We start from the raw sequence: 23,875 nt of genomic DNA on the forward strand, positions 1-23,875 counted from the left end.
CGTGATCTCCCAGAGGCGAAACAGGATGCTGACGTCACCGAGGTATTTCCGGCGACCAGGGCCCTCCCGGTGACCGGGGAGCCGTCGACGACCGGACCGTCGTCCGACCGACCCGGACCGTCGTCCGACCGACCCGGCCAGTCTGCCCGGCCCGGCCGGCCGGCCCAGTCCGGCGGCTCCGCCGGTTCCGCCGGCTCCCGGGCCGGATGGTTCGGGGGCTCGGGTGCCGACGAGACGGAGATTCTCGGTTCCCGAATAGGCGGGGAACGAATAGCCGGCAAGTCGGTGGGCGGCGACCCGGTCGGCGACACCCCGGTGGCCGGAGACCGTACGGATCGGGATCGGGATCGGGCCCGCGATGCGTTGAATCGGGGACGCATAACCTGGGGCGGGACGAAACCGACCGGAAGCGGTCCGACCGGGACCGGCCCTGACGGGGCGACTCCGAACAGGAAGAACCCGGCCGTTACCGACCCGGCCGTTACCGACCCGGCCGTTACCGACCCGGCCGTTACCGACCCGGCCGGAACCGGCCGCGACGACACGAGTCCTGAAGCCGACAAGACGGACATCCTCCCTTCGGCTCCTTCGGCTCCTTCGGCTCCTTCGGCTCCTTCGGCTCCTTCGGCTCCTTCGGCCGCCCCGACCCGTGTCTTCCCCACGACCGCGCCCGGCCCCGCCACCTCCGCCCTTCGCGACCCCTGGCAGGAAACCCCGGACGTCGATGCCGATGCAGATGCAGATGTCGATGCCGGGCCCGGCGCCAGGACCGGCGCCCACGCGCACGACCCGCACGAGGTGACGGTCCAGCTCGACGCCGTCCAGCTCGGTGACGGCGTGATCCGCCGGGCCGACAGCGGGCGCCCCGAGAAGGGCCCGGAGGGGGGTTCCGACGGACCGGTCTTCGTCGACGCGTCGGGACGCCGCAGCCGCCTGTACCGCCGCCTCGGCATCGCGGTCGGCGTCGCCTGCGCGGTCTACGCCGTCGTCATCGTCTCCACGCTGCTCTCCGGCAACTCCAACGCGCCCTGGCTGCCCGTGGAGGGCCAGCAGGAGGGCAAGCCGGCCGGACAGGTCGACACCACGCCGCGACCCTCGCAGTCCGCGCAGCCCTCCGGCACCGGCAGCGCCGTCCCGCAGACCAGCCCCTCGGCCGGCGCCGGCGTGACCACGGCACCGGACAACGACGTCCCCGTGCCCGGCACGTCCGGCACCGCCCTGCAGCCGGGCACCAGTGCCGACCCCGGGCCCTCACAGTCCGAGACCGCCCCGGACCCCGGTGACGAGGACGCGACCGCCCCGGACCCGACGCAGTCGACGCAGGTGCCGCCTCCCGGGAGCCCGGACTCGACGCCCCCGGAGGACGACGACGAGACCCCGGTCGTCCCCACCGGCCCCACGAACCCCACCGCCCCCCCTACGGGCACCGATCCCGGTGACGGCGGTACGGCCGTCAACGGCGTGAGCGCCCCCCTGGCCCACCCCTTCACGTCCCCTTCCTTGTCCCCGGAGAGCACCCTCTGATGGCATCCCGCATCCGCCGTCACGGGCCGCCGCGCAGCGCCCGTGAGGGCGCCAGGCGCCGCCTGCCCCTGCGCCTGCTGCTTCCGCTGCTCGTCCTGGTCGCCCTGGCGGCGATGCTCATGCTGCGCGGTTACGTGCACAGCGAGATCCTCGCCGACCACCGGGTCCAGCCGCCCGCCGCCACCGACCAGGTGCCGGAGAAGATCCTCGAGGGCGGCCCGGTCATCGACGCCCGCGGCGGCCGCACCGAGAGCCTGAGCGTGCCCGACCACCGCCTGGTCCTCACGTTCGACGACGGCCCGGACCCGACCTGGACGCCGAAGGTGCTGGACGTGCTGAAGAAGCACGACGCGCACGGGGTCTTCTTCGTCACCGGCACCATGGCCTCCCGCTACCCCGACCTCGTCGAGCGCATGGTCGACGAGGGCCACGAGGTCGGCCTGCACACGTTCAACCACCCTGACCTCTCCTTCCAGTCCAAGAAGCGCATCGACTGGGAGCTGTCGCAGAACCAGCTGGCGATCACCGGCGCGGCCGGCATCCGCACCTCGCTCTTCCGCCCGCCGTACTCCTCCTACGCCGATGCCATGGACAACAAGTCCTGGCCGGTCACCGAGTACATCGGCAGCCGCGGCTACATCACCGTCGTCAACAACACGGACAGCGAGGACTGGAAGCGGCCCGGCGTCGACGAGATCATCCGCCGCGCCACGCCCAAGGACGGCGAGGGCGCCATCGTCCTGATGCACGACTCGGGCGGTGACCGCAGCCAGACGGTCGAGGCGCTGGACAGGTTCCTGCCCGACCTGCAGAAGAAGGGCTACGAGTTCGACAACCTCACCGAGGCCCTGGACGCGCCCAGCGCGATGAGCCCGGTGACCGGCGCCGAACTGTGGAAGGGCAAGGCCTGGGTCTTCCTCGTCCAGGCCTCGGAGAAGATCACCGACGGCCTGGTGGTGGGCCTGGCGATCATCGGCACGCTCGTCATCGGCCGCTTCGGGCTGATGCTGCTCCTCTCCGGCTTCCACGCCCGCCGGGTCCGCCGCAAGGACTTCCGCTGGGGCCCGCCGGTGACCGAACCGGTGACGGTGCTGGTCCCGGCGTACAACGAGGCCAAGTGCATCGAGAACACCGTCCTCTCGCTGATGTCCAGCGACCACCCGGTCGAGGTCATCGTCATCGACGACGGTTCCAGTGACGGCACCGCCCGGATCGTCGAGGCCATGGGCCTACCGGGTGTCCGGGTGATCCGCCAGCTCAACGCGGGCAAGCCGGCCGCGCTCAACCGCGGCCTCGCCAACGCCAGCCATGACATCGTCGTCATGATGGACGGCGACACGGTCTTCGAACCGTCCACCGTCCGCGAACTCGTCCAGCCCTTCGGCGACCAGAGGGTCGGCGCCGTGGCGGGCAACGCGAAGGTCGGCAACAAGGACAGCCTGATCGGCGCCTGGCAGCACATCGAGTACGTGATGGGCTTCAACCTGGACCGCCGCATGTACGACGTTCTGGGCTGCATGCCGACCATCCCGGGCGCCGTGGGTGCCTTCCGGCGCTCGGCGCTGGCGCCGATCGGCGGCATGAGCGACGACACCCTCGCCGAGGACACCGATGTCACCATGGCGCTGCACCGCGCCGGCTGGCGCGTGGTCTACGCCGAGAACGCCCGCGCCTGGACCGAGGCCCCGGAGACCGTCCAGCAGCTGTGGTCCCAGCGCTACCGCTGGTCCTACGGCACCATGCAGGCCATCTGGAAGCACCGCAGGTCCGTGATCGAGAAGGGCCCCTCGGGCCGCTTCGGCCGCGTGGGCCTGCCCTTCGTCTCCCTCTTCATGGTCCTGGCCCCGCTGCTGGCCCCGCTGATCGACGTCTTCCTGCTCTACGGCATCGTCTTCGGCCCGACCCAGAAGACGATCATGGCGTGGCTGGGCGTCCTGGCCCTCCAGGCGGTCTGCGCGGCGTACGCCTTCCGCCTCGACCGCGAACGCATGACCCATCTGATCTCGCTGCCGTTGCAGCAGATCCTCTACCGCCAGCTCATGTACGTAGTGCTGCTCCAGTCCTGGATCACCGCGCTCACCGGCGGCCGGCTGCGCTGGCAGAAGCTCCGGCGCACGGGTGTGGTCGGGGCGCCCGGTGGCTCCGTGCCGAACCAGCGTGCGCAGAGCAGTGATGATCGGAGGCCCGTGGCATGACCCACGGATACACGACCGGTACGGGTACGGGTACGAGCCCGGAGCCGGCCGGCCCGTACGGCTCCCCGTACGCGGGTGAGCCGAACGGGGCCGCGGGTGTGCCGTACCACCCCGTCCCGGGGCAGCGCACGACGGAGCCCGCGGCCCAAGCGGAGCCCGCTCCCGCCCCGGCCACCCCGGCGGCCAAGAAGCCCGGCCGCGACCGGTACCTCGACCTGCTGCGCTCCATCGCCCTGGTCCGCGTCGTGGTGTACCACCTCTTCGGTTGGGCGTGGCTGTCGGTGCTGTTCCCGTCGATGGGCGTGATGTTCGCGCTGGCGGGCTCGCTGATGGCGCGTTCGCTCAAGCGCCCGGCGATGGGCGTGATCCGCGGCCGCGTGCGCCGCCTCCTGCCGCCGATGTGGGCGTTCGCCGCGGTCGTGCTGACGATGATGTTCGTGAACGGCTGGAACCCCACCAAGGACCCGGAGGGCGGCGCCTGGGGCCTGATCGAGCTGTTCAACTACATCGTCCCGATCGGCGCCCCGCCCTACCCCTGGCACGTCGGCTCCCCGTCCGGCCTGCTGGAGGACACCTGGGCGGTACAGGCCGCGGGGCCGCTCTGGTACCTGCGCGCCTACCTGTGGTTCGTCATCGCCTCCCCGCTGCTGCTGTGGCTGTTCCGCAAGGCACCCTGGCCGACGATGCTCGCGCCGCTCGGCCTGACGGCGATCGTCGGCACCGGAGTGGTGACCATCCCCGGTGAGACGGGCCTCGCGATCACCGACTTCGCGGTCTACGGCGGCTGCTGGGTCCTGGGCTTCGCCCACCACGAGGGCTTGCTCAAGCAGATCCCGCGGTACGTCTCCGTCTCCTGCGCGTCCCTGGTGATGGCCTTCGGCCTGTGGTGGGCCTCGAACCACCTGGGCCCCGACGGCTGGGACCTCAACGACATCCCGCTGGCCCAGGCCACCTGGTCGTTCGGGTTCGTCGTGATCCTGCTCCAGTACTCCCCGTCGTGGCAGGAACTCCCCGGCCGGCTGGCGAAGTGGGACAAGCTGATCACCCTCTCCAACAACCGCGCGGTCACCATCTACCTGTGGCACAACCTGCTGATCATGGCGACGGTCCCGATCATCGACCTGGCCTACCGGCTCCCGTTCATGCAGAACGAGCGAGCGATGAACGCCCTCGACGGCGCGTACACGATCTGGATGTTCGCCCTCGTCTGGCCGCTCATCGGCCTGATGGTCCTCGCGGTCGGCTGGGTCGAGGACCTCGCGGCGAAACGGAAGCCACGGCTGTGGCCGAACGGAACGAAGCGCTCGTGACGGGATCCTGCTGAGGTGCCCCGGTCGGGCGTGACCGACATGGTGATCTGGAAGAAGGCCGCACCGGTCACACCAGTCGCACCGTGACCCACGCCCGTCATCAAGCCCTCTGACCTCCATCGGGTGTCAGCGGGAGTCGCTGACCAGCTGACGCCGATGGACAGAGGGATCAAGAGCCTGCTCGACGAGGTGAACAGATACCCGGACGCCGGCGGATACGGAACCGCTCCGCGAGTCTGGGCCAAGAGCGTCGTGAGTATCGGCGGCGCGGCCATCGGCTTCACCACGACGGCCAACAACTATGCGAACGCGGAGGCGGCCAACGATCCCTCGGGAGCCACCAAAGCGGTCACACAGCCGCTACGACGACTCGGCTGTGCATCGGCACACTTCACCAGCACGTTCACGGTGTGCGGGTCTCAGTGAGCCTCTTCCAACCTGAAGTGCCATCTCCGGGTCCTCAGCTGACGCGGGTTGGCGCCTGAAGAAGCCTCCGTGGACGGTCTCGCCGCAGAGTCGCCGTCACGCGCCCCCGTCCGGTTGTGTTGATGTGCGCCAGACCCTCTGGCAGGGTGCGGGCATCAAACGGGGAGGGACCCATGCTGAAGCAAGTCGCCGAGGGTGTGCTGATCCACCAGAGTGAGTTGCTCGAGAACAACACCGTTGTCGTGCAGGGCAGGGACGGCGTGCTACTCGTAGACGCTGGCATTACCGGTGCCGAAATGACCTGCCTGGCGAACGACCTTCGAGAGCTGGGCCGGCCCGTGGTGGCAGGGTTCTCGACGCATCCTGATTGGGATCACGTGCTCTGGCACGCCGAACTCGGCGAAGCGCCTCGTTACGGAACAGCCCGCTGCGCGGACTTCATGCAGGATGTGTTGTCGAACACGGACTGGAAGACCGGCGTCGTCGAGGGGCTGCCGCCGGAAATCGCCGAGGACACACCGCTCGACCTGTACGGCCTGATCACTGGTCTGCCTGCTGAAACCGCGCAGCTTCCCTGGGACGGCCCCAAGGTGTGGATCATCGAGCATCCGGCGCATGCCCCGGGCCATGCGGCCCTGTTGATCGAAGAACGCCGAGTTCTCATCGCCGGCGACATGCTCTCCGATGTCTTCGTTCCCATGCTCGACGACACCGTTGACCCGATTGAGGACTACCTGGTCGGGCTGGGGCTGCTCGAGGGCGTAGCGGACGACGTCGATGTCCTCATCCCCGGACATGGGTCCCTCGCCAGAGATGAGGAGGTACGCGCAAGGATCAAGCTGGATCGAGCGTACGTGGAGGACCTACGTGACGCCCGGGTGTCCAGCGACCCACGGGTCGTATCGCCCAAACCCGGCTGGGAGTGGGCAAGCAACATCCACGAAGGGCAGACCCGAAACCTCGCCCGCCGAAGCAAGCGAGACGGGACGCCTGGCTAGTGCCGCATCAGGCAACGTTCGCCCTGGTGTGATACCGCTCCCTGCCCGTCGGACGGTAGGCATCAACTGCCACAGTTGGGGGATGAACGAGAACTTCTGGGCCCGACACCATGACCAGCTGACTGCGTGGCTGAGGGACGGAGAGGCCGAAAGCCTCGACGTATTTCTGGGCGCACACAACGAGTCCTTCGTGCTCGTGACGACAAGTGGAGCGATCCTCGACCTTGAGACGCTGAGGGAATCCCTGCGCGGTGCGGGCGGCAGCCAGCCTGGCTTGTCGATCCAGGTTGAGGGAGTCACCAGCATTACCCCCGGGGTGTACCGATTCCTGGAGCGCCACATCGTGGACGGCTCCGTCGTGGACTTGCGCGTGGTGACTGCCGTGATGGAGGACGGGTTGCTGCTCAGCGTGCAGGAAACCGCCCGTCGGTAGTGGAACCAGCAGGCGTCACGCTTCAGCGTTATCGGTCTCGCGTGGCGCGTACTCGTTCTGCCAACCGCATTGCCTGCAACACCTCGCCGCCCGAGCCGGCATTCGAACGGTACGTCACGTCGCAACAGGGCAAACGTTGCCTGATGTGGCACTGGCAAGCTGCTTCCGCCACAAGACTCCCCTGCCAGTGAGCCTCTTCACAGCTGGCAGCGCTGAACGGTTGACGGCGACGTCCTCTCACTCCGCCCCGGGGCCCGGTGAGAGGGACGTTCCCTCGCGGTCATCCACAGCCCCACCGGGCCGAAACGCGTCCTCCCTACCGTCGGTGCGACCGAGCCGTGGAGCACCGTGGAGGCGTCATGACAGTCCCTGGCGGCCGCTGGATCCAGTACTGGGATCCGGAGGACGAGACCTTCTGGAAGGAGACGGGGGAGCGGGTCGCGCGGCGGAACCTGTTCTTCTCCGTGCTCTCCGAGCACATCGGGTTCTCGGTCTGGACGCTGTGGTCCGTGCTGGTGCTCTTCATGGGGCCGGAGTACGGGCTGACGCCGGCCGACAAGTTCCTGCTGACGTCCGTGGTGACGCTGGTCGGGGCGGTCGTGCGGGTGCCGTACACCTTCGCCGTCGCGGTCTTGGGCGGACGGAACTGGACGATCGTCTCGGCCGGGCTGCTGCTCGTGCCGACCACAGCGGCGTTCGTGGTCATGGAGCCGGGGACGTCCTTCTCGACCTTCCTTCTGGTCGGGCTGCTGGCCGGCATCGGCGGCGGCAACTTCGCCTCCTCCATGACCAACATCAACGCCTTCTTCCCGCTCAGGAAGAAGGGCTGGGCGCTCGGGCTCAACGCCGGGGGCGGGAACATCGGTGTGCCGGTCATCCAGCTGACCGCGCTCGCGATCATCGGGGCGGGAGGCGGGCCCCGGGTGCTGCTCGGCATCTACATCCCGCTGATCCTGGTGGCCGCCGTCCTCGCCGCCCGCTTCATGGACAATCTCGCCTCAGTGAAGAACGACACCGGGGCAGCCAAGGACGCCGCCCGGGACGCCCACACCTGGACCATGGCCGTGCTGTACGTCGGCACGTTCGGGTCGTTCATCGGGTACAGCTTCGCCTTCGGGCAGGTGCTGCAGACCCAGTTCGGGCGGAGTCCGCTGCAGGCGGCGTACCTGACCTTCATCGGGCCGCTGCTCGGCTCCCTGATCCGGCCGCTGGGCGGCAGACTCGCCGACCGGTACGGCGGCGCGCGGATCACGCTGTGGAACTTCGTCGCCATGGCCGCCGCCACCGCCGTGCTCGTCGCGGCCGGCATGGCGGAGTCGCTCGGGCTGTTCGTGACCGTGTTCGTGGTGCTGTTCGTGCTCAGCGGGCTCGGCAACGGCTCGACGTTCAAGATGATCCCGGGGATCTTCCAGAACAGGGCACTCGCCAAGGGGTTGGTGGGGGAGGACGCCGTGGCGTACGGGCGGCGGCTGTCCGGTGCCTCCATGGGGCTGATCGGCGCGGTCGGCGCGCTCGGCGGAGTCGCCATCAACCTCGCCTTCCGGCAGTCCTTCCTCTCCGTCGGCTCGGGCACCGGTGCCTTCGTCGCCTTCCTCGCCTACTACGCCGTCTGCTTCGCCGTCACGTGGGCGGTATACCTTCGCCGTCCGGCCGCCAGGACGCCGGACGGTCCGGCACCGCAGACAACCCGGCTCGGTTACGCCGAGGTATGACGTAACACTGGTGACATGAAGCGGAACCGAGCCCGTCACGCACCGTTGACAGGCTCGGTCGCCGTGCAGCCAGTACGACGACCGGGACGAGAGTGATGGACGACGAACAGCAGCCGGACAAGGGTGCCCACGGTCCCCTCGCCGGATTCACCGTGGGCGTGACCGCCGCCCGCCGGGCCGACGAACTGGGTGCGCTGCTCCAGCGGCGCGGAGCCGCCGTCCTGCACGCCCCCGCGATCAGGATCGTGCCGCTCGCCGACGACAGCGAGCTGCTGGCCGCGACCAGGCAGCTCATCGACCGGGCGCCGGACGTCGTCGTGGCGACCACCGCCATCGGTTTCCGGGGCTGGATCGAGGCCGCCGACGGCTGGGGGCTGGGTGACGCACTGCTGGAGCGGCTGCGCGCGGTGCGGCTGCTCGCGCGCGGCCCCAAGGTCAAGGGCGCGGTCCGGGCCGCCGGGCTGACGGAGGAGTGGTCGCCGGTCTCCGAGTCCATGGCCGAGGTCCTGGACCGGCTGCTGGAGGAGGGCGTCGACGGCCGGCGGATCGCCCTGCAACTGCACGGTGAGCCGCTGCCGGGGTTCGTGGAGGCGCTGAGGGCGGGCGGCGCGGAGGTCGTCGGGGTGCCGGTCTACCGGTGGCTGCCGCCGGTGGACCTCGGGCCCGTGGACCGGTTGCTGGACGCCGCCGTCTCGCGTGGCCTGGACGCCGTGACGTTCACCAGCGCGCCCGCCGCCGCGTCCCTCCTCTCCCGCGCCGAGGAGCGCGGCATGCTGCCCGAACTGCTCGCCGCGTTCGGTCACGACGTGCTGCCGGCCTGCGTCGGCCCGGTGACCGCGGTGCCGCTCCAGGCGCACGGCGTCGACACGGTCCAGCCCGAACGCTTCCGGCTCGGCCCCCTCGTCCAACTGCTGTGCCAGGAGCTGCCGGCCCGCGCCCGCGCGTTGCCGGTCGCCGGGCACCGGGTGGAGATCCGCGGGCACGCGGTCCTGGTCGACGGGGAGCTCAAGGCCGTTCCGCCCGCCGGCATGGCCCTGCTGCGGGCCCTCGCCCGGCGGCCGGGCTGGGTCGTGGCCCGCGCCGAACTGCTGCGCGCCCTGCCGGGTACCGGCCGCGACGAACACGCCGTCGAGACGGCGATGGCCCGCCTGCGCACGTCCCTCGGCATGCCGAAGCTGATCCAGACGGTGGTGAAACGCGGCTACCGCCTGGCGCTGGACCCGGCCACGGACGCCAAGTACGCGGACGCCGCTTACACGGACGGGTGACGCGCGGCGCCGGAAGCCGCCCGAACGCCTCTCTGTCCGCCCGTCCGCCCGTCCGCCCGTCCGCCCGTGCATCCGTCTGCCCGTCCGGGTGCGCGGGCGCACGTCTGGGCTTCCGATCGTGGGGCGGTACGAGGGGTTCCGGGCGCGGGAGCGGGCAGGCACTGTAGAGGGAGCGGTCCACCTGCTCCCCTCCCCAGCCCGCACCCCACCGGGCAACCCCTAGGCGGTGACAGGAACATGGCACTGGGTACGGCCACTGATCCGTACGAGCTGCGCTTCGACACCGGGCGGATCTGCCTGGACCTCATCGCCACCACTCACCCCGTGGAACGCCTCGAATCCGTCGAGGCGCTGCGTGCCTGGATCACCGGGTCCGGGCTCGTCCCGCCCCGCACCCCACTGGCCCACGCCGACGTCTCCTGGCTGGCCGCCTTCCGTGAACTGCGCGGCCGGACCGCCCGTCTGATCCGCTCCAGGTCCGCGCCCGGCGCCCACCCGTACGGCCTCGCCCTCGCCCGCGTCAACGGCCTGGCCGTCACCGCGCCCCCGGCCCCGCGTGCGGTGCACGGCGAGGACGGCTCGCTGGTACGGGAGTTGACCGGGCCGCCGGAGTGCCCGGCGCTGCTCGGCGCTCTGGCCCGGGACACAGTGGAGCTGCTCACCGACCCCGTCGCGCGGGCGAGCCTGAGGCAGTGCGAGGGCGACAACTGCCCGATCGTGTACGTCGACACCTCCCGGGGACGTCGCCGACGCTGGTGCTCCAGCGAGATCTGCGGCAACCGGGAGCGCGTCGCCCGGCACCGCCGCCGGGCCGCCCTCGCCCGGTAGTCCCGTAGCCCTGTAGCCCTGTAGCCCTGTAGCCCCGTGGGCCTCGCCCGACAAGTGCGGCGGCGCCCCCTTCCTCACCCCGTCCCGGGAAAAGTCTCATCCCCCTTTGAACACCCCGCACTTCGCGCCCGTACCGAATGGGCGAGCGACCGACTGGGGGAACCCCCGGACACCGGAGGTGGGCGTGCGCAAGGATTCCGTCGTGGCCGGTGAACGTGGTGCGAGGGCCCGGCATCGCATGTCCCGGGCGTCCTCGGAACCGGACGAGGAGTTGATGCGCGCCCTGTACCGGGAGCACGCCGGCCCCTTGCTGGCCTATGTGCTGCGGCTGGTCGCGGGGGACCGGCAGCGCGCCGAGGACGTCGTCCAGGAGACGCTCATCCGTGCCTGGAAGAACGCCGGTCAGCTCAACCGGGCGACCGGATCGGTACGCCCCTGGCTGGTGACGGTCGCCCGGCGCATCGTCATCGACGGCCACCGCAGTCGGCAGGCCCGGCCGCAGGAGGTCGATCCGTCGCCGCTGGAGGTCATCCCCGCGGAGGACGAGATCGACAAGGCGCTGTGGCTGATGACGCTGTCGGACGCGCTCGACGACCTGACCCCGGCCCACCGGGAGGTCCTCGTCGAGACGTACTTCAAGGGGCGTACCGTCAACGAGGCGGCGCGGACACTGGGCATACCCAGCGGCACCGTTCGCTCCCGGGTGTTCTACGCCCTGCGTTCGATGAAGCTGGCTCTGGAGGAGCGGGGGGTGACGGCGTGATGAGCGGGTACGGGGGAGTCCAGGGGCTCGGCGGTGGATTCGGCCCGGGGGACACGGGTAATTCTGTCCCCATGCAGGGATCACCGCCGCCGAACGAGCACGAGACCGTCGGCGCCTACGCCCTCGGCATCCTCGACGACGCGGAGGCGACCGCCTTCGAGGCGCACCTCGCCACCTGCGAGTGGTGTGCCCGGCAGCTCGACGAACTGGCCGGGATGGAGCCGATGATGGCCGCCCTCGCCGGCCTCCCGGGCACGGGCGCGGGGACGGGCGCGGGGATGGGCACGGGGACGGGGACGGGGACGCCCGCGATCGCCGAGTCGCTGACGGCGAGGCCGGGCCCGCGGCTGGCGGAGAGGCTCGTCGACGAGGTCGCCGAGCGCCGCGCGAGCAAACGACGCCGCAACTTCTACCTGGTGGGCACCGCGGCCGCGCTGATCATCGGCGGCCCGTTCGCCGCCGTGGCGACCACGGGCGGTGACGGCGGAGACGGTGACGGCGGCCGCGGGGCCGAGGCGTCGCAGCCGACCGCCGGTCCCGCCGAGTCCGCCTTCGCCGCGATGCCCGACCGGGTCACGGCGACCGACCCGGCCACCCGGGTCAGCGCCACCGTGGCCCTGCGGAAGAAGGTTTGGGGCACCGACGCGGTCCTGGAACTGAAGAATCTCAAGGGCCCGGAGAAGTGCTCCCTGGTCGCCGTCGGCAAGAACGGCGAACGCGAGACGGTCACCTCCTGGTCGGTCCCGGACTGGGGGTACGGCATCCCGGACACCACCGCCGAAAAGGGCGGGGAGCCCCTCTACGTGCAGGGCGGCGCCGCCTTCGCTCCCAACGAGATCGACCACTTCGAGGTCATGACCTTCGACGGCGAGCGGCTGGTGGAGGTGGACGCGTAGGCCCGCCGACGGCACGGCCGTAGCTTCCGGGGCCCCCTTTGGCGTACCTTTGACGGCTGCCCAGCACGTCAGAAGGGGGCCCGGTGGCCGCACAGGCTCAGCAGGACTCGGCGGTCGACTCGGTTCACGGCGCCGCGGCGGAAGCCGTACACGACTCCGTACACGACTCCGTACGGGAGGACTCCGTACGGGACCGAGAGATCAGCGTGGAACAGGCACACCTGGACCGGGTGTACGGCCGCCTCGAGGAGAAGATCCACGAGGCGGAGTTCCTCATGCAGGACGCCGCGCAGCGCGGCCACGTCGGCACACCCGGCGCGCTGGCCGAGCGCGACGCGCAGGTCTTCCGGGCCGGCATCCACCTCAACCGCCTGAACAACGAGTTCGAGGACTTCCTCTTCGGCCGGATCGACCTGCTCCTCGGCAAGGACGGCAAGAAGGGCCCGGACGGCGCGTACACGGCGGTCGAACCCGCCGAGGGCGCGCTCAGGGGCGACAACACCGCCGACATCGCCGAGACCCTGCACATCGGCCGGATCGGCGTCCTGGACGCGGAGTACGCACCCCTGGTCATCGACTGGCGGGCGCCCGCCGCGGCCCCCTTCTACCGGTCCACGCCGGTCGACCCGGGCCGAGTCGTACGCCGCCGGGTGATCCGCTCCAAGGGGCGGCGCGTGCTCGGCGTCGAGGACGACCTCATGCGGCCCGAGATCAGGGCGAGCCTGGACGGCGAGGAACTGGCCGTGGTCGGCGACGGCGCCCTGATGGCCGCCCTCGGCCAGGCCCGTACGCACTCCATGCGGGACATCGTGGCCTCGATCCAGGCCGAGCAGGACCTGGTGATCCGCGCCCCCGCCGCCTCCGTGACCTACGTCGAGGGCGGCCCCGGCACCGGCAAGACCGCCGTCGCCCTGCACCGGGCGGCGTACCTGCTCTACCAGGACCGGCGCCGGTACGCGGGCGGCATCCTGATCGTCTCGCCGACGCCGCTCCTTGTGGCGTACACCGAGGGCGTCCTGCCCTCCCTCGGCGAGGAGGGACAGGTCGCCATCCGCGCGATCGGCTCGCTGGTCGACGGCGCCGAGGCCACGCTGTACGACTCCCCGGCCACCGCCCGCGCCAAGGGCTCCTCCCGCATGCTCAGGGTGCTGCGCCGGGCCGCGCGCGGGGCGCTGGAGCCGGACGGCTCGCCGACGCTGCTGCGGGTCGTCGCCTTCGGCCGGCGGCTCGAACTGGAGGCCGAGGAGCTGGCCGGCATCCGCCGCACCGTCCTCGGCGGCACCGCGCCCGTCAACCTGCTGCGCCCCCGCGCACGCCGGCTCCTCCTGGACGCCCTGTGGGCCAGGTCGGGCGCCGGCACCCGGCACAGCGACCCCGAGCTGGCCGCCGAGCTGCGCTCCTCCTTCGACGAGGACGTCAGCTCCGAGGACTCCTTCACCGCCTTCCTCGACGCCTGGTGGCCGGAGCTGACCCCCGGCGCGGTGCTGGCGGCCATGGCGGACGAGCGGCGGCTGGGCCGCTGGGCGCGGCGCGTCCTCAACCCCGGTGAGGTCCGCAAGGTGGCCCGTTCGCTGCGGCGCGAGGGTCACTCGGTGCACGACGTCGCCCTGCTCGACGAGCTCCAGGCGATCGTCGGCACCCCGGCCCGCCCCCGTAAGCGGCGCGAGCTGGACCCGCTGGACCAGCTCACCGGCCTGGACGAGCTGATGCCGCAGCGCGAGGAGACCCAGTGGGAGCGCGCCGAGCGCCTCGCCCAGGAGCGAACCGAGTACGCGCACGTCATCGTCGACGAGGCCCAGGACCTCACCCCCATGCAGTGGCGGATGGTGGGCCGCCGGGGCCGGCACGCCACGTGGACGGTCGTCGGCGACCCGGCGCAGTCCTCCTGGTCCGACCCCGACGAGGCGGCGGCGGCCCGTGACGAGGCCCTGGGCAGCCGCCCGCGGCGCCGTTTCGAGCTGACCGTCAACTACCGCAACCCGGCCGAGATCGCCGAGCTGGCCGCCAAGGTGCTCGCCCTCGCCATGCCGGGCTCCGCGTCCCCGACGGCCGTCCGCTCGACGGGCGTGGAGCCGCGCTTCGCGGTGGCGGTGGACTCCCCGGCCCGGACGGTCCGGGCCGAGGCGGCCCGGCTGCTCGACCTCGTGGACGGCACCGTCGGCGTCGTGGTCGCCATGAACCGGCGCGAGGAGGCCCGGCGCTGGCTGGCCGGGCTCGGGGACCGCGTGGTGGCGCTGGGCAGCCTGGAGGCGAAGGGCCTGGAGTACGACGCCACGGTCGTCGTCTCGCCCGCCGAGATCGCCGACGAGTCGCCCGCCGGGCTGCGCGTGCTGTACGTCGCCCTCACCCGGGCCACCCAGCAGCTGACGGTCGTCTCCTACGAGCGGGACGAGCCGGACGCGGCGGGGGTGCCGGACCTGCTGCGCGACTGAGGCACCGGGACGTGCGAGAGGCCCGCGCCGTGGGACGGCGCGGGCCTCTCGTCTTCGTACGACTTGTTCTCCGTACGGTTCCTTCTTCGTTTAGGTGGCACCGACCCGCCATGCTCGCCTCGCGGCAAGTGGTCGCTCGTAGCGACGAAGGTTGGGCCCGGGGGCTTGGATCGAGCCGGTGCCACGTCCAAGGTAACAAACGATCCCCGCAAGACAATTCCCGTCCCGCGGGTTCTTTCCCGGGCCGGTCCACCTCTTCCGTCGACACGACGCTTCTCGTATGGTGGAAGTAGTTTTCCGAAAGTGCCATCACTGGTGGTGGGCGGCGCGCGAACTCAAAGTTCGCAATCCGGGGTGGCTACCACGTACTCAGTGGTAGGTGCGACGATCGGACGGCACAACGCAGTTACACGGTGAAAGCAGAGGAAGTCGGCCATGGCAACGGCGCCCAGCGTCTCCTACTCGATGACGGTCCGACTGGAGGTACCCGCGGGTGGGCCAGCGGTCTCGCAGCTCACCACCGCGGTGGAGTCCGCCGGAGGCTCCGTCACCGGCCTCGACGTCACGGCCTCCGGCCACGACAAGCTCCGTATCGACGTCACCATCGCCGCCGGCTCGACCTCCCACGCGGACGAGATCGTCGAACAGCTGCGCGGCATCGAGGGCGTCAACCTGGGCAAGGTCTCCGACCGTACCTTCCTGATGCACCTCGGCGGCAAGATCGAGATGGCGTCGAAGCACCCCATCCGCAACCGTGACGACCTCTCCATGATCTACACGCCGGGCGTGGCCCGCGTCTGCATGGCGATCGCCGAGAACCCCGAGGACGCCCGCCGCCTCACCATCAAGCGCAACTCCGTTGCGGTCGTGACGGACGGTTCGGCGGTGCTGGGCCTGGGCAACATCGGCCCGAAGGCCGCGCTGCCGGTCATGGAGGGCAAGGCGGCCCTGTTCAAGCGCTTCGCCGGCATCGACGCCTGGCCGCTCTGCCTCGACACCCAGGACACCGACGCGATCGTCGAGATCGTCAAGGCCATCGCCCCGGGCTTCGCCGGCATCAATCTCGAGGACATCTCCGCGCCCCGCTGCTTCGAGATCGAGGCCCGGCTGCGCGAGGCCCTCGACATCCCCGTCTTCCACGACGACCAGCACGGCACCGCGATCGTCGTCCTCGCCGCGCTGACCAACGCGCTGCGCGTCGTCGACAAGCCCATCGAGAACGTGCGGGTCGTCATGTCCGGCGCCGGCGCTGCCGGTACGGCCATCCTGAAGCTGCTGCTCGCCGCGGGTGTGAAGAACGCCGTCGTCGCCGACATCCACGGCGTCGTGCACGCCGGCCGCACCGACCTGGTCGACGCCGCGCCCGACTCGGCCCTGCGCTGGATCGCCGACAACACCAACCCCGAGGGCCTCACCGGCACGCTCAAGGAGGCCGTGCACGGCGCGGACGTCTTCATCGGCGTCTCGGCCCCCAACGTCCTGGACGGGGACGACGTGGCCGCCATGGCGGACGGCGCGATCGTGTTCGCGCTCGCGAACCCGGACCCCGAGGTCGACCCGGCGGTCGCCCGCCGGACGGCCGCGGTCGTCGCCACCGGCCGCTCCGACTTCCCGAACCAGATCAACAACGTGCTGGTCTTCCCGGGCGTCTTCCGCGGTCTGCTGGACGCCCAGTCCCGCACGGTCAACACCGAGATGATGCTCGCCGCCGCGCACGCCCTCGCGGACGTGGTGACCGAGGACGAGATCAACCCGAACTACATCATCCCCAGCGTCTTCAACGACAAGGTCGCCGGTGCCGTCGCGGGCGCCGTGCGGGACGCGGCGAAGGCCGCGGGAGTGGTGGCGTAGGACACCCGCAGGGGTGGCGTAGGACATATCGAGCGGCCGGGCGGGTTCCCGGACGTGGTGTGGGCGGTCTGTGACGTGGTGGTGAGGATCACCACGGCGGGCCGCCCCTCCGGCGCGTCGCGGGATGTGGGGCCTCGGATCGCCCTCTAGGGTTGCGCAAGGCTCAGGCCCTCTCTTCGTGTGACTCCCAAGGGTGTTCTCACGACTCCTGGGGGTGCCGGATTGGCTTTACCGCCGCAGGTGGAGGCAGGATGCCTCCCTGGGCGCGAGGGTCTGAAGACCGACCCGGGTCCGGGGAGTGTCCGAGGACCCTGGCAGCATCGGCATCGCTGTGCCCAACATGCGGCTCCGCCGCGTGGCACGCCTCAACGGCAAGAAGAACACGGGAGTAACAACATGAACCGCAGTGAGCTGGTGGCCGCGCTGGCCGACCGCGCCGAGGTGACTCGCAAGGACGCCGACGCCGTGCTGGCCGCGTTCGCCGAGGTTGTCGGCGACATCGTCTCCAAGGGCGACGAGAAGGTCACCATCCCCGGTTTCCTGACCTTCGAGCGCACCCACCGTGCCGCTCGCACCGCCCGCAACCCGCAGACCGGCGAGCCGATCCAGATCCCGGCCGGCTACAGCGTCAAGGTCTCCGCGGGCTCCAAGCTCAAGGAAGCCGCGAAGGGCAAGTGACCCTGATGTGAAAGGGGCGGCCACCTGAGGGTGGCCGCCCCTTTCGCGTCCGCGCGCCGTCGGCGCGGGTGGCTGCCGTCAGCCGAGCGCCTTGCCCGGCAGCTCGACCTTCGCGCCCAGTTCCACGAGCTTGTCCATGAAGTTCTCGTAGCCCCGGTTGATCAGGTCGATGCCGTGCACCCGGGAGGTGCCCTGGGCCGCCAGAGCGGCGATGAGGTACGAGAAGCCGCCACGCAGGTCGGGGATGACCAGGTCGGCGCCCTCCAGCTTGGTCGGCCCGGACACGACGGCCGAGTGCAGGAAGTTGCGCTGGCCGAAGCGGCAGTGGGAGCCGCCCAGGCACTCGCGGTAGAGCTGGATGTGGGCGCCCATCTGGTTGAGCGCGGAGGTGAAGCCGAGACGGGACTCGTAGACCGTCTCGTGGACGATGGACAGGCCCGTCGCCTGCGTCAGGGCGACCACCAGGGGCTGCTGCCAGTCCGTCTGGAAGCCGGGGTGCACGTCCGTCTCCAGGGCGATGGACTTCAGCTGACCGCCCGGGTGCCAGAAGCGGATGCCCTCGTCGTCGATCTCGAAGGCACCGCCCACCTTCCGGAAGGTGTTCAGGAACGTCATCATCGAGCGCTGCTGGGCGCCCCGGACGTAGACGTTCCCCTCGGTCGCCAGCGCCGCGGAGGCCCAGGAGGCGGCTTCCAGGCGGTCCGAGAGGGCACGGTGGGTGTAGCCGCCGAGCTCGTCCACACCGGTGACGCGGATCGTGCGGTCGGTGTCCATGGCGATGATCGCGCCCATTTTCTGCAGAACGCAGATCAGGTCCTCGATCTCCGGCTCCACGGCCGCGTTGGACAGCTCCGTGACGCCCTCGGCCAGCACGGCCGTCAGCAGCACCTGTTCGGTCGCGCCGACGGACGGGTACGGCAGGTTGATCTTCGTACCGCGCAGCCGCTGCGGGGCCTCCAGGTACTGGCCGTCCGCACGCTTCTCGATCGTCGCGCCGAACTGCCGCAGCACGTCGAAGTGGAAGTCGATGGGCCGGCCGCCGATGTCGCAGCCGCCCAGACCCGGGATGAAAGCGTGCCCGAGGCGGTGCAGCAGCGGGCCGCAGAGCAGGATCGGGATGCGCGACGAGCCCGCGTGGGCATCGATGTCGGCGACGTTCGCGCTCTCCACGTGGGTCGGGTCCATCACCAGTTCGCCGGGCTCCTCACCCGGGCGGACGGTCACCCCGTGCAGTTGCAGCAGTCCGCGTACGACCCGCACGTCGCGGATGTCCGGCACATTGCGCAGCCGGCTCGGCCCGCTGCCCAGCAGGGCGGCCACCATCGCCTTCGGCACGAGGTTCTTCGCACCGCGGACCCGGAGCTCGCCCTCCAGCGGGGTTCCGCCGTGGACAAGCAGTACGTCATCAGCGCCGTTGACGGTCATGAATCTCGCGTTCCGTGGGGGTTGGGCAGGGGCCGAAAGGGAAAGGGTAATCGCCTTGTACCCCCCTTCAGTAAGCCTGTGCGGGGTCGGAGAACGTCATGGGTTCGTCACAACACGCGGCGTTCCCCGGCGCGCACGGGGGGTCACGGCCTCGGCGCGTGCGCGCGCGTGTGCTCACCCCCGTGCCCCCGATTGCCTCCCCACGGGAGGGGAACATGCGGGATCATGTCAGGCATGACCGAGGTGTCCTCGCTCACGGGGCGGCTGCTCGTGGCAACGCCCGCCCTGGCGGACCCGAACTTCGAACGCGCGGTGGTGCTCCTTCTCGACCACGACGAGGAGGGCTCCCTCGGTGTCGTCCTCAACCGTCCCACGCCGGTCGGCGTGGGCGACATCCTGGAGGACTGGGCGGACCTGACCGGCGAGCCGGGCGTCGTCTTCCAGGGCGGCCCGGTCTCGCTGGACTCCGCCCTGGGCGTCGCCGTGGTCCCCGGCGGGGCGGCCGGAGAGCGGGGACCGCTGGGCTGGCGCCGGGTGCACGGCGCGATCGGCCTGGTGGACCTGGAGGCGCCGCCGGAGCTGCTCGCCCCCGCCCTGGGGGCGCTGCGCATCTTCGCCGGCTACGCGGGCTGGGGCCCCGGGCAACTGGAGGGCGAGCTGTCGGACGGTGCCTGGTACGTGGTCGAGTCCGAGCCCGGCGACGTGTCCTGTCCGGTCCCCGCGAGACTCTGGCGTGCGGTCCTGCGCCGCCAGCGGGGCGATCTGGCGATGGTCGCGACGTATCCGGACGACCCCTCGCTCAACTGATCTCCGACCGGGCGGACGGCGCCGGCCGGTGTGAGCTGCAGTACCCCGGCTTTAAGTACCCTGGCATGCATGAGCACTCTCGAGCCCGAGCGCGGGACTGGTACGGGGACCCTCGTAGAGCCGACGCCGCAGACCTCCCACGGTGACGGTGACCACGAGCGCTTCGCCCATTACGTCCAGAAGGACAAGATCATGGCGAGCGCTCTCGACGGCACGCCCGTCGTAGCGCTGTGCGGCAAGGTCTGGGTGCCGGGCCGCGACCCGAAGAAGTACCCGGTCTGCCCGATGTGCAAGGAGATCTACGAGTCCATGACCGGCGGCGGCGACGAGGGCAAGGGCGGCGACAAGAAGAAGTAACAGCCCAGGCTCCCCCCGACCGAGGTTCCCAAGGCCCCCGGAACGTGCCCGCGCGCGCTCCGGGGGCCTTCGTGTTGTCACGAAGTGGTTGAGACCTCTTGTGGACATGTTCATGTACTCCATAACCTCCTGGATGTTGTGCAGAGCGAAACCGTCATTGCATATGTTGCAACGCACGCCCGGAGGAAACACTCCATGAAGCTCGCCCCCCGCCTGGCCGTACTGCTGGCCGCCGCCGTCGTCACCGCGACGGCCTGCGCCCCCCAGACGTCCGACAACTCCTCCTCCGGCGAGGACGAGAAGAGCGGCACGCTACGCGTCTGGCTCTTCCAGGAGGTCAACACCAAGCCGAAGGAAAAGGTCGTCGACGCCGTCCTGGCCGACTTCGAGAAGGCGCACGAGGACACGAAGGTCGACGTCGAGTACATCCCCGTCGAGACCCGCGCCCAGCGCATCAAGGCCGCCTTCAACGACCCCGACAGCGCCCCCGACGTCATCGAGTACGGCAACACCGACACCGCCGGCTACGTCAAGGACGGCGGACTCCTGAACATCACCGAGGAGTTCGGCGCCTGGGACGAGGCCAAGGACACCGACCCCACCGCCCGGCAGTCCGTCACCGTGGACGGCAAGATCTACGGCGCCCCCTATTTCGTCGGCGTCCGCGCCCTGTACTACCGCACCGACGTCTTCGACGAACTCGGCCTCGCGGCCCCCAAGTCGCTGGACGAACTCGCGTCCACCGCGAAGAAGATCCGCGACGCGAAGCCCGACCTCTACGGCATAGCCGTGGGCGGTGCCTACACCTACGGCGCGATGCCCTTCATCTGGGCCAACGGTGGCGAACTCGCCACCGGCAAGGGCGGCTCGTACGCCTCGGCGATCGACAGCGCCGCCGCCCAGAAGGGCATCAAGGCGTACACGTCGCTCTTCGGCGACGACAACTGCCCCGCCGCCAAGTGCGCCGGCATGGGCGGCAACGACACCGTCACCGCGTTCGCCTCCGGCAAGGCGGCCATGGCGATCGGCGGCGACTTCAGCCGCCAGGCCGTGGACGCCGGGAAGGCGAAGGGCAAGTACGCGGTCGTGCCGCTGCCCGGCGTGAAGTCCGGCTCGATCGCCCCCGCCTTCGCGGGCGGCAACAACATCGGCGTCCTGAAGAGCACCTCGCACCGCACCCTCGCCGTCGACCTGATGAAGCGGCTCGCGTCGAAGGAGACGCAGGGCGAGATGTTCGACGCGATGGGCTTCCTGCCGACCTTCACGGACGTACGGCAGCGGGTCGCGGCCGAGGAGCCGTTCGTGAAGCCGTTCGTCGACACCCTCGCCGCGGGCACGGAGTTCGTGCCGGCCTCGGCCGCGTGGGCGACGATCGACTCCTCGCAGGTGCTGCCGACCATGTTCCAGGAGGTGGTCAGCGGCAAGAAGGACGTCGGCGGCGCCGCCGGGGACGCGGCCCGCAAGATGGACGACGCGTTCGGCTCCGCGGGATGAGTGTGTCGCCTTCCAGCTCGGGGGGCGCGGTGCGTGAGCGGCCGCGGGTCGGCCGTGGCCCGTCGCGCCCCCGCGGCGGTGGCCGCAAGTCCAACGGGGCCCCGCGCCCCTACGGGCGCTCCTCCGGTACGCCCTGGCTGTATCTCGCCCCCGCTCTCGTCGTCCTCGGCGGGCTGCTCGTCTACCCCGTCTACCAACTCGGACTGATCTCCTTCCTGGAGTACACCCAGGCACAGGTGTCCGGTGGAGAGCCGACCACCTTCAAGGGGTTCGGGAACTACGCCGAGCTGTTCGGGGACGCACAGTTCTGGCGGGTGCTGCTCGCCACCGTCGTGTTCGCGGCGGCCTGCGTGGTGTCGACGCTGGCCGTCGGGTGCGCGCTCGCCGTGCTGCTCACGCGCGTGCGCGCCCTGCCCCGGCTCGCGCTGATGCTGGCCGCCCTCGGAGCCTGGGCGACCCCCGCGGTCACCGGGTCGACGGTGTGGCTGCTGCTGTTCGACCCGGACTTCGGGCCGGTCAACCGGATGCTCGGTCTCGGCGACCACTCCTGGACGTACGGGCGCTACAGCGCCTTCGCCCTCGTCCTGCTCGAAGTGGTCTGGTGCTCCTTCCCGTTCGTCATGGTCACCGTCTACGCCGGCATCCGGGCCGTCCCCTCGGAGGTCCTGGAGGCCGCCGCGCTCGACGGCGCCTCGCAGTGGCGCATCTGGCGCTCGGTGCTCGCCCCGATGCTCCGGCCGATCCTGGTGGTCGTCACCATCCAGTCGGTCATCTGGGACTTCAAGGTCTTCACCCAGATCTACGTCATGACCAACGGCGGCGGGATCGCCGGCCAGAACCTCGTACTCAACGTCTACGCCTATCAGAAGGCCTTCGCGTCCTCGCAGTACAGCCTCGGCTCCGCGATCGGCGTCGTGATGCTGCTGATCCTGCTCGCCGTGACGCTGGTCTACCTGCGGCTGCTGCGCCGCCAGGGGGAGGAGCTGTGAATCTTCCGCGCGTGCGGGTGCGCCGTCCGTGGCGGCTGGCGGCCGAGGCGTCGGCACTGCTGATCTCGGTCGTGGTGGCCTTCCCGCTGTACTGGATGGTGCTGAGCGCCTTCAAACCGGCCGGGGAGGTCGAGTCGACCGAGCCGCGGCCATGGACCCTGGCGCCGTCGCTCGACTCCTTCCGGCGTGTTTTCGGGCAGCAGGAATTCGGCCGCTATTTCCTCAACAGCCTGCTCGTGGCGGGCACGGTCGTGATCGCCTCGGCGCTCATCGCGTTCCTCGCGGCGACCGCGGTGACGCGTTTCCGGTTCCGTTTCCGGACCACCCTGCTCATCATGTTCCTGGTGGCCCAGATGGTGCCCGTGGAGGCGCTCACGATCCCGCTGTTCTTCCTCATGCGGGACTTCGGCCAGCTGAACACGCTGGGTTCGCTGATCCTGCCCCACATCGCCTTCTCGCTGCCGTTCGCGATCTGGATGCTGCGGGGGTTCGTGAAAGCGGTGCCGGAGGCACTGGAAGAGGCCGCCTACATCGACGGGGCCAGCCGGAGGCGCTTTCTGTGGCAGATCCTTTTCCCGCTGGTCTTCCCGGGGCTGGTCGCCACCAGCGTCTTCTCCTTCATCTCGACCTGGAACGACTTCCTGTTCGCCAAGTCGTTCATCATCAGTGACACCTCCCAGTCGACCCTGCCGATGGCACTACTGGTCTTCTACAAGCCGGACGACCCGGACTGGGGCGGGGTGATGGCCGCCTCGACGGTGATGACGATTCCGGTGCTGGTCTTCTTCGTACTCGTGCAACGACGGCTCGTCTCCGGCCTCGGCGGAGCGGTAAAGGACTGACGTGACAGACGTGACAGACGTGACAGACGTGACAGACGGGATCGACGGGATCGACGTGATTCCCCAGCCACGGCGAGTGACCTCCCAGGAGGACGGCTTCTTCGAGCTCGGCCCGGGCACCGGGATGGTGGCGGGCGAGGGTACGGATCGCACCGAACGCTGGCTGCGCGCCACGCTGGGCGCCGCCACCGGCCTGCCGCTCGCGCCGGAGAAGGGCGGCGAGAACGTCGTCCGCCTGTCCCTCGACGGCGAGCTGGACGCCGAGGGCTACCGCCTCGATGTCACACCGGCCGGCGTGGACCTCGCGGGTGGCGGTCCGGCCGGCCTCTTCTGGGGCGCTCAGACACTTCGGCAACTGCTCGGCCCGGACGCCTTCCGGCGCGCGCCGCTTCCCGGGCGCTCCTGGCGGCTGCCGCTGGGCCGCGTCGAGGACGCGCCCCGCTTCCCCTGGCGCGGGATGATGCTGGACGTCGCCCGGCACTTCATGCCGAAGGAAGGCGTCCTGCGTTACCTGGACCTGATGGCGGCCCACAAACTCAACGTCCTGCACTTCCATCTGACGGACGACCAGGGCTGGCGCGTCGAGATCCGACGCCACCCGAAGCTCACCGAGACGGGGTCCTGGCGGGCGCGCACCAAATACGGCC

21 protein-coding genes are annotated in these 23,875 nt (G+C 70.5%); 20 read left to right on the forward strand and 1 reads right to left on the reverse strand.

Annotated features, from left to right (window positions below):
• The first annotated feature begins 798 nt into the window (after positions 1 to 798).
• The 14 genes from ABEA26_RS25810 (at position 799) to ABEA26_RS25875 (ending at position 17,314) form a co-directional block, all read left to right on the forward strand.
• On the forward strand, positions 799 to 1,524 hold the full coding sequence (locus ABEA26_RS25810; protein WP_345595739.1) for a hypothetical protein: 726 nt from the start codon (positions 799 to 801) through the stop codon (positions 1,522 to 1,524).
• Complete coding sequence (locus ABEA26_RS25815; RefSeq protein ID WP_345595740.1) at positions 1,524 to 3,719, forward strand: bifunctional polysaccharide deacetylase/glycosyltransferase family 2 protein; 2,196 nt, start codon at positions 1,524 to 1,526, stop codon at positions 3,717 to 3,719. The genes ABEA26_RS25810 and ABEA26_RS25815 overlap by 1 nt, the downstream gene beginning before the upstream one ends.
• Entirely contained in the window at positions 3,716 to 5,029 is a 1,314-nt protein-coding gene (locus tag ABEA26_RS25820) for an acyltransferase family protein (protein ID WP_345595741.1), read from the forward strand. Before ABEA26_RS25815 ends, ABEA26_RS25820 begins: the two co-directional genes overlap by 4 nt.
• A gap of 156 nt (positions 5,030 to 5,185) precedes the next feature.
• Positions 5,186 to 5,455 (forward strand): hypothetical protein, encoded by a 270-nt coding sequence (locus tag ABEA26_RS25825; RefSeq protein WP_345595742.1) that lies wholly within the window; start codon positions 5,186 to 5,188, stop codon positions 5,453 to 5,455.
• A gap of 173 nt (positions 5,456 to 5,628) precedes the next feature.
• Positions 5,629 to 6,453, forward strand: coding sequence for an MBL fold metallo-hydrolase (locus tag ABEA26_RS25830; protein ID WP_345595743.1), 825 nt, complete (start codon positions 5,629 to 5,631; stop codon positions 6,451 to 6,453).
• Positions 6,454 to 6,535: 82 nt separating this feature from the next.
• Positions 6,536 to 6,886: a hypothetical protein gene (locus ABEA26_RS25835; RefSeq protein ID WP_345595744.1), complete on the forward strand. Its 351-nt coding sequence runs from the start codon at positions 6,536 to 6,538 to the stop codon at positions 6,884 to 6,886.
• Between the two features lie 359 nt (positions 6,887 to 7,245).
• A complete protein-coding gene (locus tag ABEA26_RS25840; RefSeq protein WP_345595745.1) occupies positions 7,246 to 8,598 on the forward strand; it encodes a nitrate/nitrite transporter in 1,353 nt (450 codons plus the stop codon).
• A 95-nt stretch (positions 8,599 to 8,693) separates the two neighbouring features.
• The gene (locus tag ABEA26_RS25845; RefSeq protein WP_345595746.1) at positions 8,694 to 9,866 is read left to right on the forward strand and encodes a uroporphyrinogen-III synthase; all 1,173 of its coding nucleotides are present in this window, start codon (positions 8,694 to 8,696) and stop codon (positions 9,864 to 9,866) included.
• 237 nt (positions 9,867 to 10,103) lie between these two features.
• Positions 10,104 to 10,694, forward strand: a complete 591-nt coding sequence (locus ABEA26_RS25850) for a CGNR zinc finger domain-containing protein (RefSeq protein ID WP_345595747.1) — start codon at positions 10,104 to 10,106, stop codon at positions 10,692 to 10,694.
• Between the two features lie 238 nt (positions 10,695 to 10,932).
• Entirely contained in the window at positions 10,933 to 11,457 is a 525-nt protein-coding gene (locus tag ABEA26_RS25855; protein WP_345595756.1) for a sigma-70 family RNA polymerase sigma factor, read from the forward strand.
• A gap of 71 nt (positions 11,458 to 11,528) precedes the next feature.
• Positions 11,529 to 12,353, forward strand: coding sequence for a zf-HC2 domain-containing protein (locus ABEA26_RS25860; protein ID WP_345595748.1), 825 nt, complete (start codon positions 11,529 to 11,531; stop codon positions 12,351 to 12,353).
• 83 nt (positions 12,354 to 12,436) lie between these two features.
• The gene (locus tag ABEA26_RS25865) at positions 12,437 to 14,785 is read left to right on the forward strand and encodes a HelD family protein (RefSeq protein WP_345595749.1); all 2,349 of its coding nucleotides are present in this window, start codon (positions 12,437 to 12,439) and stop codon (positions 14,783 to 14,785) included.
• Between the two features lie 435 nt (positions 14,786 to 15,220).
• On the forward strand, positions 15,221 to 16,636 hold the full coding sequence (locus ABEA26_RS25870; RefSeq protein ID WP_345595750.1) for an NAD-dependent malic enzyme: 1,416 nt from the start codon (positions 15,221 to 15,223) through the stop codon (positions 16,634 to 16,636).
• 396 nt (positions 16,637 to 17,032) lie between these two features.
• Complete coding sequence (locus ABEA26_RS25875) at positions 17,033 to 17,314, forward strand: HU family DNA-binding protein (protein WP_003950507.1); 282 nt, start codon at positions 17,033 to 17,035, stop codon at positions 17,312 to 17,314.
• Positions 17,315 to 17,392: 78 nt separating this feature from the next.
• Here the strand turns inward: ABEA26_RS25875 and murA are convergent, their stop codons facing one another.
• Positions 17,393 to 18,739 (reverse strand): UDP-N-acetylglucosamine 1-carboxyvinyltransferase, encoded by a 1,347-nt coding sequence (murA, locus tag ABEA26_RS25880; protein ID WP_345595751.1) that lies wholly within the window; start codon positions 18,737 to 18,739, stop codon positions 17,393 to 17,395.
• Between the two features lie 234 nt (positions 18,740 to 18,973).
• On the opposite strand from murA, the gene ABEA26_RS25885 reads away from it, so the two are divergent.
• The 6 genes from ABEA26_RS25885 to ABEA26_RS25910 all read left to right on the forward strand — a co-directional run.
• Positions 18,974 to 19,546: a YqgE/AlgH family protein gene (locus tag ABEA26_RS25885; RefSeq protein WP_345595752.1), complete on the forward strand. Its 573-nt coding sequence runs from the start codon at positions 18,974 to 18,976 to the stop codon at positions 19,544 to 19,546.
• A gap of 69 nt (positions 19,547 to 19,615) precedes the next feature.
• On the forward strand, positions 19,616 to 19,903 hold the full coding sequence (locus ABEA26_RS25890; protein WP_279559690.1) for a DUF3039 domain-containing protein: 288 nt from the start codon (positions 19,616 to 19,618) through the stop codon (positions 19,901 to 19,903).
• Between the two features lie 195 nt (positions 19,904 to 20,098).
• A complete protein-coding gene (locus ABEA26_RS25895; protein WP_345595753.1) occupies positions 20,099 to 21,397 on the forward strand; it encodes an extracellular solute-binding protein in 1,299 nt (432 codons plus the stop codon).
• Positions 21,394 to 22,386 (forward strand): carbohydrate ABC transporter permease, encoded by a 993-nt coding sequence (locus tag ABEA26_RS25900; RefSeq protein ID WP_345595754.1) that lies wholly within the window; start codon positions 21,394 to 21,396, stop codon positions 22,384 to 22,386. Before ABEA26_RS25895 ends, ABEA26_RS25900 begins: the two co-directional genes overlap by 4 nt.
• On the forward strand, positions 22,383 to 23,228 hold the full coding sequence (locus ABEA26_RS25905) for a carbohydrate ABC transporter permease (RefSeq protein ID WP_279559687.1): 846 nt from the start codon (positions 22,383 to 22,385) through the stop codon (positions 23,226 to 23,228). The genes ABEA26_RS25900 and ABEA26_RS25905 overlap by 4 nt, the downstream gene beginning before the upstream one ends.
• A gap of 1 nt (position 23,229) precedes the next feature.
• Positions 23,230 to 23,875: family 20 glycosylhydrolase (locus ABEA26_RS25910; RefSeq protein ID WP_345595755.1), on the forward strand; the 646-nt coding region annotated here is incomplete at its 3' end.

It is taken from the genome of Streptomyces marokkonensis, assembly GCF_039539045.1.
Classification (GTDB): domain Bacteria; phylum Actinomycetota; class Actinomycetes; order Streptomycetales; family Streptomycetaceae; genus Streptomyces; species Streptomyces marokkonensis.

Coding starts and splice junctions, on each gene's coding strand:
- ABEA26_RS25815 (WP_345595740.1), top strand. CDS start 1,524: ATGGCATCCCGCATCCGCCGTCACGGGCCGCCGCGCAGCGCCCGTGAG.
- ABEA26_RS25820 (WP_345595741.1), top strand. CDS start 3,716: ATGACCCACGGATACACGACCGGTACGGGTACGGGTACGAGCCCGGAG.
- ABEA26_RS25825 (WP_345595742.1), top strand. CDS start 5,186: ATGGACAGAGGGATCAAGAGCCTGCTCGACGAGGTGAACAGATACCCG.
- ABEA26_RS25830 (WP_345595743.1), top strand. CDS start 5,629: ATGCTGAAGCAAGTCGCCGAGGGTGTGCTGATCCACCAGAGTGAGTTG.
- ABEA26_RS25835 (WP_345595744.1), top strand. CDS start 6,536: ATGAACGAGAACTTCTGGGCCCGACACCATGACCAGCTGACTGCGTGG.
- ABEA26_RS25840 (WP_345595745.1), top strand. CDS start 7,246: ATGACAGTCCCTGGCGGCCGCTGGATCCAGTACTGGGATCCGGAGGAC.
- ABEA26_RS25845 (WP_345595746.1), top strand. CDS start 8,694: ATGGACGACGAACAGCAGCCGGACAAGGGTGCCCACGGTCCCCTCGCC.
- ABEA26_RS25850 (WP_345595747.1), top strand. CDS start 10,104: ATGGCACTGGGTACGGCCACTGATCCGTACGAGCTGCGCTTCGACACC.
- ABEA26_RS25855 (WP_345595756.1), top strand. CDS start 10,933: ATGTCCCGGGCGTCCTCGGAACCGGACGAGGAGTTGATGCGCGCCCTG.
- ABEA26_RS25860 (WP_345595748.1), top strand. CDS start 11,529: ATGCAGGGATCACCGCCGCCGAACGAGCACGAGACCGTCGGCGCCTAC.
- ABEA26_RS25870 (WP_345595750.1), top strand. CDS start 15,221: ATGGCAACGGCGCCCAGCGTCTCCTACTCGATGACGGTCCGACTGGAG.
- ABEA26_RS25875 (WP_003950507.1), top strand. CDS start 17,033: ATGAACCGCAGTGAGCTGGTGGCCGCGCTGGCCGACCGCGCCGAGGTG.
- murA (WP_345595751.1), bottom strand. CDS start 18,739: ATGACCGTCAACGGCGCTGATGACGTACTGCTTGTCCACGGCGGAACC.
- ABEA26_RS25885 (WP_345595752.1), top strand. CDS start 18,974: ATGACCGAGGTGTCCTCGCTCACGGGGCGGCTGCTCGTGGCAACGCCC.
- ABEA26_RS25890 (WP_279559690.1), top strand. CDS start 19,616: ATGAGCACTCTCGAGCCCGAGCGCGGGACTGGTACGGGGACCCTCGTA.
- ABEA26_RS25895 (WP_345595753.1), top strand. CDS start 20,099: ATGAAGCTCGCCCCCCGCCTGGCCGTACTGCTGGCCGCCGCCGTCGTC.
- ABEA26_RS25900 (WP_345595754.1), top strand. CDS start 21,394: ATGAGTGTGTCGCCTTCCAGCTCGGGGGGCGCGGTGCGTGAGCGGCCG.